The following is a 10042-nucleotide window of genomic DNA, read 5'->3' as shown; positions in this document are numbered from 1 at the left end:
TTTGCACTCCCGCGGCGTGCGGCTGATTTTAGTCACCCTGCGGCCGAGACATCAAGCCGTTCAACTGTTGCAAAATTACGGTTTAGCCAGACTGTTTACCAGCATTCGCGGCACTCAGATGCCGGATGCGGCCTATTACAACTATACAGCCTTAAAAACCGAATTGTTGGCTGAAGTTGCCGAAGAATTTGAGTCATCAATTGGTTCAGCTTGGATGATCGGAGATACTGAAGCAGATATCCTCGCGGGACAAGCATTGGGAATACCTACAATTGCCGTTACCTGCGGCATTCGCAGCCGCTATCAACTGCAAAAGCACCAGCCTAATTTCATTCTCAGCGACTTGATTATTGCCGTTCATCACTTATTAGGTTTGGGACAGCAAGTAATAGTGGACTGACAACAGTTAACTGTTAACTGTTAACCGTTAACTGTTAACTGTTAACTGTTAACCGTTAACTGTTGACTGTTAACCAATGACCAATGACTAATGACTAATGACTAATGACTAATGACCAATGACCAATGACCAATGACCAATGACCAATGACCAATGACTAACTAAGCTTTTTCTAAATTCCTGGTCATTTCCCACAAGTGATTGAGGGGAAAATAAATTACCGGAGCCCAAAGACTGCTGAGAATAGCAGAACACAAAGCCACTCGCTGGTGATAGCTCCAAATTTCTAGTAAATCCCGATCGCCCATAGCAAAGAATTGCAGCCCCATCACCGTTTCCGCCACCACCGCCATCCCAAACACAATTAATGCGATCGGAATCGGATCTCTCTCAACAATATCCGCCGGAATCGACCAGGTTTTGAGCAAAACAACCGTTAAGACTCCTACAACAACTAGACTCACAGCGTGGGTAGGATCGGGAGCAGTCATCGCATCTTGAAGAAACCCCAAAACCAAGCCCATACTAGCAGCTCCCCAAACTGTACGTTTCCGCTTAATGCTCCAAGCTACCAACCAAATTAACAGCCAGTTAGGGCTAATTCCCAGCAATTCCATTCCCGGCATCCGAGTGGGCAATATTAGTAAGCACAGCAGCACAGAAACAAATGTAACGCCGAAATTGAGCAATGGGCGCGATCGCCAAAACATTCTAGATAAAGCCTTCATTACTGCTTTGCTCCCCCATCCGGCGCTGAAGATTCACCCTGCGAAGCCTGTTGTTCAACTTCCTTAGAGTGAGGGTAAACCACCGCCCACTCCAGAGAATTCATCGGTGCAGAAAACTCAACAACAGCTTCAGGGGCCGGAGTTTTATTCATATCCACGGAAACGATTTTTCCCACCGGCAAACCAGCAGGGAACAACTGACTGAAAGAAGAAGTTGAAACCACATCCCCAGGCTTGACATTGGGAACATTATCAAAAAACTCCATCACAGCCTGATTTCCGCCTTTACCGCGCATAAAACCCATGTTGCGACTGCGAGTAATTCCCACACCCAATTGACTCGTAGGATCGCTGACTAAAAGCACCAAGCTAGTATTGGGAGTAACGCTGACAACCCGACCTACCAAACCGCCGGGGCCCATCACAGTGAAATCTGTTTTGATGCCATCATTGCTGCCGCGCCCCAAAGTTATTTGCTGCCACCAGTGGTCAGCGCTCCTGCCGACAATAGGAGCGACAATCCCTTTAGGTTTCTTAGCAGAAACATAACCTAAAAGCTCTTTTAGTTTTTGATTTTGAGCTTCCGATTCTAATAGTCGCGCTTGCAATTCTTGAGTGCGCGCCGAGATGAGTTGCTCTTGTCCCGAACCGTTGGCTTGAAAAGGACGAGTCACCCAATTGTAAACTTCAAACAGTGCAGCACCTTGTGTTTGTCTAACTCCCCAAGCCGCAGTTACAGCTAAACCTAAAAGAGCTATTGGTAGACGCAGATCCCACCACCTGCGGATTGTGTTTTTTAGCATAATCTCAGTAATGTAAAATTGTTATGTCAGGATTTTAGATTTGAGATGGCAGCCCTATTTCTAAATCCAAAATCCCAAATTTGTTAACTACATATTGCGCGACGACTGCCCGCTGAAAACCCGTTCCAACTGTTTGTTTTCCAAGACCCTACCCGTGCCCAAAACCACGCAGCACAAAGGATCGGCTGCCACATGAGTGACAATTCCTGTTTCGTGACTGATCAGAGTATCTAAACCTTTCATCAGCGCCCCGCCGCCGGCCAGCATAATTCCCCTGTCAATAATATCTGCTGCTAATTCCGGGGGAGTGCGTTCTAAAGTACGCTTGACAGCTTCCACAATTACTGAAAGCGGTTCCGACATACTTTCGCGAATTTCTGGGCCTTTGATCGTCACAGTTCGCGGCAGACCGGATAGCAAGTGCAAGCCCCGCACTTCCATCATTACGTCGTCATCCTCAGTCGTCGGATATGCAGAGCCCACTTGAATTTTAATTTCTTCAGCAGTGCGTTCGCCGATGACTAAGTTGTGAACTTTTTTCATGTATTGGACGATCGACTCATTGAGTTCGTCGCCAGCTACCCGCACAGACTCGCTGATTACCGTACCTTGCAAGCTCAAAACGGCAACTTCCGTCGTACCCCCGCCGATATCTATAATCATATTGCCAGTCGCCTCAGCAACAGGCAGTCCGGCCCCGATCGCCGCAGCGATGGGTTCATCAATTAACCGTACTTCTCTAGCACCGGCCTGAGTAGCCGCCTCAATGACAGCACGCCTCTCCACACCGGTGACACCGCTGGGGATGCCAATAATTATCCGCGGCGAAACGATGGTTCGCCCTTCGTGAACCCTGCGGATAAAAGTCTTGAGCATGAGTTCGGCAGTATCGAAGTCTGCGATTACCCCGTCGCGAAGCGGGCGCAGTGCTATGACATTCCCTGGCGTGCGCCCGAGCATTTTTTTGGCTTCTTCTCCAACAGCCAGCGGTATTTTTAAGTCTTGGTCGATCGCCACTACAGACGGTTCTTGCAAAACAATACCTTTGCCGGATACATAAACGAGCGTGTTAGCAGTACCGAGGTCGATACCCATATCTCTAGATAAGGAAAATCGATTGAGAAGACCCACTGATTTGTACCCCCCCCAAACTAAAATACTAATGTGTGCAATAATGTTGTTACAAAAGTGTAACCGAGGTGGATTCTATTACGTTTTTCATTCTGAGTCTAGTCAGAAACGTACATTGTCGATCGCGAGTTGAGTGAAGACTCGCCAATCATCCACAATCAATATGTTCCGGTAAGTGGGTGTAAAATCAGGATGAAGCCCTGATTCGCGCTGTTCCAAGTTAAGCTGGCAGACGATCGCGGGTCGGGGAGAGTTTAACTACATCACCAATCGAGCACATTCCCGAAAAAGTTTATGAGTCTTAATGTTGTGACTTTAGTAGGCCGCGTCGGCGGCGACCCGGACGTGAAGTATTTTGAGTCGGGTACAGTTCTGTGCAAGTTGACGCTGGCAGTGAACCGTAGAACTAAGAACAGCGATCAGCCAGACTGGTTCAATCTGGAAATTTGGGGCAAAACAGCCCAGATTGCTGCTGACTACGTTCGCAAAGGCTCTCTAATTGGAGTAACAGGCTCTTTGAGGTTCGATCGCTGGCAAGATCGCAATAGCGGGGCAAATCGCTCGAAGCCAGTAATTAAGGTAGACCATTTAGACTTGCTGGGTTCCAAGCGCGACAATGAATCGGGTATGTCGCAACAAAACAGCGAATTCTAGCGTTTGGGGAATTTGGCAACTAATATTTGTGAATTGGGTAGCGGCTGGTGAGTTCAGAAAAGTTAGAAATTGTTCAAACAGAGTATCAAGCTGGCCGAGTAGCTTTCGAGAGCGGCCGCTACGCTCAATCTGTGCAGAGTTTAGAAACAGCCAGCGGTTTGGTCGATCGCAATTCCCGGTTGGGCGGCGAGGTGCAGATGTGGCTGGTGACAGCCTACGAAGCCTCTGGCGATACAGAAAGGGCGATCGAGCTTTGCCGCAAACTCACCCGCCATCCCCGCCAAGAAACCCGCCAGCAAGCCAAGCGCTTGCTGTTTATACTCGAAGCCCCCAAACTCACCATCCCTCCCGAATGGATGGTAAAAATCCCCGATTTAGCAGCTTTGGATGAAAATCAATCAATCAGTTTTCAAGCCAATCCCAACGCTGATATCAAGTACGCCAAACCCAAATTAGTTGCACCGGAACCTGTAGACTTGAGCCAGGTTAATACGAAAGATAATAGGTTTATCTGGGTGGCGTTAATTGCGATCGGGCTAATTTTAGGCGGATTATTTATTAATTATTAATCATTTTTGGAAGTGGATTCGCGAAAAAAACCGGTTTCTGTGGTCGGTTGGTAGCGATCGCGAGTTCTTGAGTATAGTGCGAGATGTGAGTTAACATAGGAGCCAAGAAGCTCCACATTCCGATCGCCCGCGATCGCCATAAGCTGTGGGTTCCATCTACAATCTACAATCTACAATCCGATGACTTCACTCCCCACCAACCGCGCCAAAACACTCAAAGAAGCTTACCGCGCTTGCGATGTCAAGCCTCTAGCGGGCGAGGATATTGCACGATATTATGTTGATTTGTCCGCAGTACGCAACACAGTAGCGATCGACGATGTTAGCACGGATTTGGATCTTCAAGAACCGGGAGAATTTAACACAATTTTGTTTACGGGACATCGGGGATGTGGCAAAAGTACAGAATTAAAACGGATTCAGTCGCGATGGGAAAATGAATATCGGGTGATTTATATAGAATTCGATCAGGAACTAGATGTTCTTGATGCTGAATATACCGATTTATATTTGTTAGTTATCAACAAAGTAGCTGATGATTTAACTGAATTAGGATTGAACTTCGATCGAAAACTATTACATAGTTTTGAATTGTGGTTTAAAGAAGTCACTAAAGAAACAGAAGAAAGTGTTCAACTTTCCGCTAGCATCGAAACCGAAGCAAGTGCTGGGGTGGAAATTCCGTTTATTTCTAAGTTGACGGCAAAATTAATCGGTCAAATTAAAGGTTCTAGTCAACAAAAACAAGTGATTCGCGAAACTCTTCAGCGTAATCTATCCCGCTTGCAAGCAGATATTAATCTGTTATTGAAAGATGCTTTTAAGAAGCTGAGACACAAATATCCCAACCGTTACCAAAAAGGATTTTTGCTGATTGTTGATAACTTAGACCGGATTCCTCCAAATGTTGGTAATCATTTGTTTTTTGATTACGCTCCTCAACTCCAAGAACTAGACTGTACAATCATCTATACAGTGCCGATTTCGGTGATTTATTCATATAAAAATGTTAGCAACTTGTTTAGCAATCCCAATATCGTGCCAATGGTGAATATTTATGAATTTAATCGTAGTGAGTGCGATTTAAATTACAATCAGCAAAGATTAGAAGGAGTTGCCAGTTTGATCGAACAGCGGGTTGATATTAGTGCTGTATTTGACGATCGACAACGGTTGCTAGATTTGGCAAAAGCTAGTGGCGGTCACGTCCGACAATTGATGCAGATAACTCGATCGACTTGTCGCACAGCCATTACTCGCAAACACAGTAAAGTTTTGGCTGAAGATGTCACTTACGCTTTAAATCAACAGCAATTTGATTTTGAAAGGTCTACTCCTACACCAGAATATTATACTATATTAGCGCGAGTTTGCATCGACAAAGATATCGCTAAAGAAGAAATTGGACAAAATTTATTATTCAATCTTTCCGTCTTGGAATACAACGGGAGTAGTCGGTGGAATTATGTCAACCCACTCGTAAAACAAAGTTATGCTTTCCAACAAGCCCTTAGATCAATTCAAGGAAATCCCTGAAATAGATAGACAAAGGATTGTTGAATTCAATCAAGAATCTTTTGACCAATTGCTGACATTTGTTGATATTGTTCCCGACAATGCCTTTGATTTGGGATTTATCCAAAGTAATTTTGCGAAGGATAGAGATGCGATTATTCAGGCATTGATTAACCATCCCGATTGTCAAGATATGCAGTTTGAGATTTGGGATTTTCCCGATCCTGAGATGCGCTTTTTGATGGATGAAATTCTGAAGGTTTTGCCAACAGTCAAAGTTCAACCGGATAAAAAGTTGATTTTCATGGTGCGGGGGGTGGAAAATGCGATCGGGATGACGGGGGAATATCCGCCGATGTTGGTAGATTTTAATTGGGTACGAGATGCTTATCCGGTTAAAGTGCCGCATCTAATGCTGTTTTGTTTGCCGGATTATGCGATTACGCGAGTTGCTAATTTTGCGCCGGATTTCTGGGCCTGGAATTCGGGGACTTTTGTGTTCAAAACTCCTGCAAATACTAGAGATGATGCGATTTCTCAAACTCTGGATGCTAGCAAAGGAATTAGCAATTGCGAGGTTCCAGAAAAGCAGGAACGGATTGATTTATTAACACGGTTGTTGATGGAATACACTCCCTCGAATGGGCGCGATGAAACTCACGAGGATTTGAAAACTCGTATTAGGGTTTTGAATGATTTGGCGATTGCCCATCGCAGTCGGAGTGAATATAAAACAGCAAAATACTATCTGAAACAAGCATTAGATTTGGCAAAAGATGATGAAAATTTAGCCGAACTCAAGGCAAATTCTTTGCATGAATTAGCAATTGTTGAACGCAATCTAGGGGAAATTGGAAAGGCGATTACTCTAGAACAGCAAGCTATGGAAATCTTTGAACGCATCGGCGATATTAAGATGACAACTGCTACTTTGCACAATCTAGCAGGAATCTATGCGAATCGAGGGGATGTAGAAAAGGCGATCGCATTTTATCAACAATCACTCGAACTTAAGGAAAAAATTGGCAATGTTCAAGGGAAAGCTGCTACTTTGCACCAACTAGCAGGAATCTATGCGAATCGAGGGGATGTAGAAAAGGCGATCGCATTTTATCAACAATCACTCGAAATTTATGAAAAAATTGGCAATCTTCAAGGGAAAGCTGCTAGTTTCGCAATGCTTGGACAGTTGTTAGCAGATGAGAAGGGAGATTTTGACAGCGCCTTGAATTATTTGCAGCAATCTTTGGAAATTTTACAGCATTTGCGATCGCCCGACGCGGAGACAGTGAAACGCATTATTGCTATGGTTCAGGCGGAGGCGGGTTTATGAAATTGTCGATTGTGGGCAATTATTGTTGGCGAACCCGCCCCTAAAAAATTGAACATCATACAAGTCCGAATCAAACAGAAATGATACGATATCAAATCCCGTAGCATCGTCCTGTATTCATCTCTCAATTCTCGGACTCTGTGTCCTCTGCGCTCTCTGCGGTTAAATCATTCCGATGCAATTCGTCCACATTTTGGAAAAAAGCCGGTTTCTGGCCACACCCAAAATCGCTAAAATAAAACAAAGACCAACCTCAAAGGCGATTATTGTGAGCGATTCCACCGTAGAACAGATATTGAAATTGGCAAGTCAGCGAGCCGATGCCGCTGAAGTATACTACCTGTCGAGTCAAGACACGCCGATCGAATTTGAGAACAATCGCCTCAAATCCCTCCAAACCAAAGCCCTGCGAGGCGTAGCACTCCGGCTGATTCACAACGGCAAAATCGGCTTTGCTAGTTCCACAGATTTAACGCGGATAGACGATTTAGTAGATGCAGCAATTCAAACATCCGAAATCGGCGACCCCGCAGAATTTGAACTCGCCTCCAACTTCCACCTAAAAGGCCCGGAAACCACCTACACTCCGCCCACAACCGCCGAATTAGTTGAAAACGGCAAAAACCTCATCGAGCAAGTTCACGCCTACAATCCCGATATTATGGTTGATGTAGGCTTCCACGTCCGCAGCGGTCGCGTCAAAATTGCCACGACGCGAGACGTATATGCCGAAAGATGCAGCCAAATAGTCAGCGGGACGATCGCCGGAAATTTGGTCAAAGGAGAAGACTTTATGCAAGCATACAGTTACGATGTTGCGCGCGATCGGGCGATCGACACCAACAGCATCCTGCAATCACTCCTCGAAAAATACCGCCTCGCCGAACATCCAGCCACCATCGCCAGCGGTTCCTACCCAGTATTGTTCACCCCCAGAGCCGCCGCCAGCACATTAGGAAGTTTGTTTGATACCATCCTTTCAGGTCAAGCAGTCGTTCAAAAAGCCTCTCCCCTAGCCGACAAAATCGGCGAAACCTTATTTGACGAACGCTTCACCTTTTTTGAAGACCCAACTTTAGGCCCTTCCGCCTGTCCCTTTGACGACGAAGGTACGCCCACCACCCGCAAAACCTTGATTGACAAAGGCACCGTCACCGGATTTTACTGGGATCGCAGGTGGGCCGCCCGCGCCGGCGTACAATCTACCGGCAACGGTTTTCGCGGTGGATTGTCGCGCCCGGGCCCAGATTTGACTAACTTCTGCATTTCCCCAGGAAACACCAGCACCCAAGACTTGATTGGTAGCATGGACGAAGGTCTAATAGTAGAGCAAGTTTTAGGTGCCGGTCAATCCAATCAGTTAGCAGGGGAATTTTCAGTCAATTTGGACTTAGGCTATAAAGTAGAAAAAGGCAAAATAGTCGGTCGCGTCAAGAATACAATGGTCGCAGGCAGCATTTTTGAAGCCTTTAAAAATTTGGCAGATTTGAGCAGCGAAGCCGAATGGGTAGGCGGTGCGGCATATTTGCCAAGTATGCTGTTTCAACAGTTGGGCGTCGCTGCGAGGCAATAAGGAATGAAAATTTAATAACTTAAGCGATTGCTCGTTACCAGGCTGTGCCTGGTAATGCAGATCCGGAGGCTCTGCCTCCTTAACTATCTCGCAACTTACAGGAAAGAAAACTGTAGGAGGTGCTTAAATTATTAAGTTTTCGATCCTAAGTTGAGTGCGGTTAGTTTTAAGTGACTCCGACCATCCTACAAAAAAAACTGTTTATGTCACAAATCAACAGCTCTCAAATCAGTTTGTAGTGAGAACTTTAGTCCTATAGCAATCCTAAGTGATTTACTCGTTCTACTCGTTACCAGGCTCTGCCTGGTAACGCAGATCCGGAGGCTCTGCCTCCATTTTCGCAGGCGAGACTCTTCAATAGTGACATCGATTCCTAGGCTCTTAGCCTCTCAACCAGCTATTGAAAATGATGCGAGGATTGCTATATTACCCTAGTTGAGTTAAAAAAAACTGAATTCCTCACTACAAACCAGGCTTTGCTAATTCATGCAAATAGGAAAAAATAGGGAAAAGGTACAATGAAAGAGCAAAATGTCAAGGATGGAACTGGGAAGAAGAAAAAGCACTTTTTCTTTCTTTTACCTTTTGTTCTTTGCCTTTTAACTTTAGTGACTGGATGCGTTCAGTACGATGTCGGAGTCAACTTTCAAAGTCAAACTCGCGGCGAAATAGTGCAGCACATTAAACTGGGGGAAAAGTTGACCAGCTTCAGCAGCGAAACTGTTCGAGATTGGTTGAACAGCGTAGAAGATCGGGTGAGGTTGCTGAACGGAAAAACTAAACGGATTTCCGAGACAGAAGTTATGGTAACTATTCCTTTTAATAATGGAGCCGAGTTACAAAACAAGTTCAACAAATTCTACAATCCGATCGCACAAACCACCAAAAATCCTCCCGTCGCAAGTAAGTTAGAAACCGATTTGCCGAAGTTTGAATCTCACATGGATGTCAAGCAGAATAATTTGTTATTGGTGCTGCGAAATCGGTTGAGTTTGGAATTGGATTTGCGCTCTCTTTCTCTGCTTTCCTCAAACGGCAGTTTGCTGCTGAGTCCGGGGGGACTTTTGGAGCTAGAGTTTAGCTTGAACACGCCTTGGGGCGCAGAAAGTATGGAAACTGTCCCCGGTGCGATCGTACCCGAAATTTACCGCGAAGGAAAGCAGTTAGTTTGGAAGCTGAAACCAGGGGAAATTAACTATTTGGAGGCGACATTCTGGATTCCTAGTCCCGTAGGAATTGGGGCGTTAATTATTGCCTTATTTGTGGCGGCGGGCGTTGCTTTGAAATATCAAATATTGCCAGGACTCGGAATCGGCAAGAAACCGCAAAAGCTCGG

The 10042-nt window shown here is 45.5% G+C and carries 10 protein-coding genes; 7 read left to right on the top strand and 3 right to left on the bottom strand.

The genetic code is table 11. The features are described from left to right. The coding region (locus WBA89_RS11215) for an HAD family hydrolase (protein WP_424406363.1) at positions 1 to 400 on the top strand (400 nt) is incomplete at its 5' end. A gap of 161 nt (positions 401 to 561) precedes the next feature. Here the strand turns inward: WBA89_RS11215 and mreD are convergent. The 3 genes from mreD to WBA89_RS11200 form a co-directional block, all read right to left on the bottom strand. Beyond that, positions 562 to 1128, bottom strand: coding sequence for a rod shape-determining protein MreD (gene mreD, locus WBA89_RS11210; protein ID WP_424406361.1), 567 nt, complete (start codon positions 1126 to 1128; stop codon positions 562 to 564). Continuing rightward, entirely contained in the window at positions 1128 to 1931 is an 804-nt protein-coding gene (gene mreC, locus WBA89_RS11205; RefSeq protein ID WP_424406359.1) for a rod shape-determining protein MreC, read from the bottom strand. The genes mreD and mreC overlap by 1 nt, the downstream gene beginning before the upstream one ends. 87 nt (positions 1932 to 2018) lie before the next feature. Next, entirely contained in the window at positions 2019 to 3026 is a 1008-nt protein-coding gene (locus tag WBA89_RS11200; protein WP_424406365.1) for a rod shape-determining protein, read from the bottom strand. Positions 3027 to 3356: 330 nt separating this feature from the next. Between WBA89_RS11200 and WBA89_RS11195 the strand changes: the two genes are divergently transcribed. From WBA89_RS11195 to WBA89_RS11170, 6 genes are all read left to right on the top strand, one after another. Next, complete coding sequence (locus WBA89_RS11195; protein WP_424406357.1) at positions 3357 to 3716, top strand: single-stranded DNA-binding protein; 360 nt, start codon at positions 3357 to 3359, stop codon at positions 3714 to 3716. Positions 3717 to 3763: 47 nt separating this feature from the next. Next, a complete protein-coding gene (locus WBA89_RS11190; protein ID WP_424406355.1) occupies positions 3764 to 4285 on the top strand; it encodes a hypothetical protein in 522 nt (173 codons plus the stop codon). Between the two features lie 180 nt (positions 4286 to 4465). After that, complete coding sequence (locus tag WBA89_RS11185) at positions 4466 to 5821, top strand: P-loop NTPase fold protein (RefSeq protein ID WP_424406353.1); 1356 nt, start codon at positions 4466 to 4468, stop codon at positions 5819 to 5821. Continuing rightward, positions 5778 to 7133, top strand: coding sequence for a tetratricopeptide repeat protein (locus tag WBA89_RS11180; RefSeq protein ID WP_424406352.1), 1356 nt, complete (start codon positions 5778 to 5780; stop codon positions 7131 to 7133). The genes WBA89_RS11185 and WBA89_RS11180 overlap by 44 nt, the downstream gene beginning before the upstream one ends. A gap of 268 nt (positions 7134 to 7401) precedes the next feature. Continuing rightward, positions 7402 to 8706, top strand: a complete 1305-nt coding sequence (locus WBA89_RS11175; RefSeq protein WP_424406351.1) for a TldD/PmbA family protein — start codon at positions 7402 to 7404, stop codon at positions 8704 to 8706. Positions 8707 to 9224: 518 nt separating this feature from the next. Continuing rightward, positions 9225 to 10042: DUF3153 domain-containing protein (locus WBA89_RS11170; protein ID WP_424406350.1), on the top strand; the 818-nt coding region annotated here is incomplete at its 3' end.

Origin of the sequence: Microcoleus sp. (assembly GCF_049646505.1) — a bacterium.
Lineage (GTDB): Bacteria > Cyanobacteriota > Cyanobacteriia > Cyanobacteriales > Microcoleaceae > Microcoleus.
The sequence above is the reverse complement of the archived record's forward strand: the minus strand, read 5'-3'. Positions and strand labels throughout refer to the sequence as shown.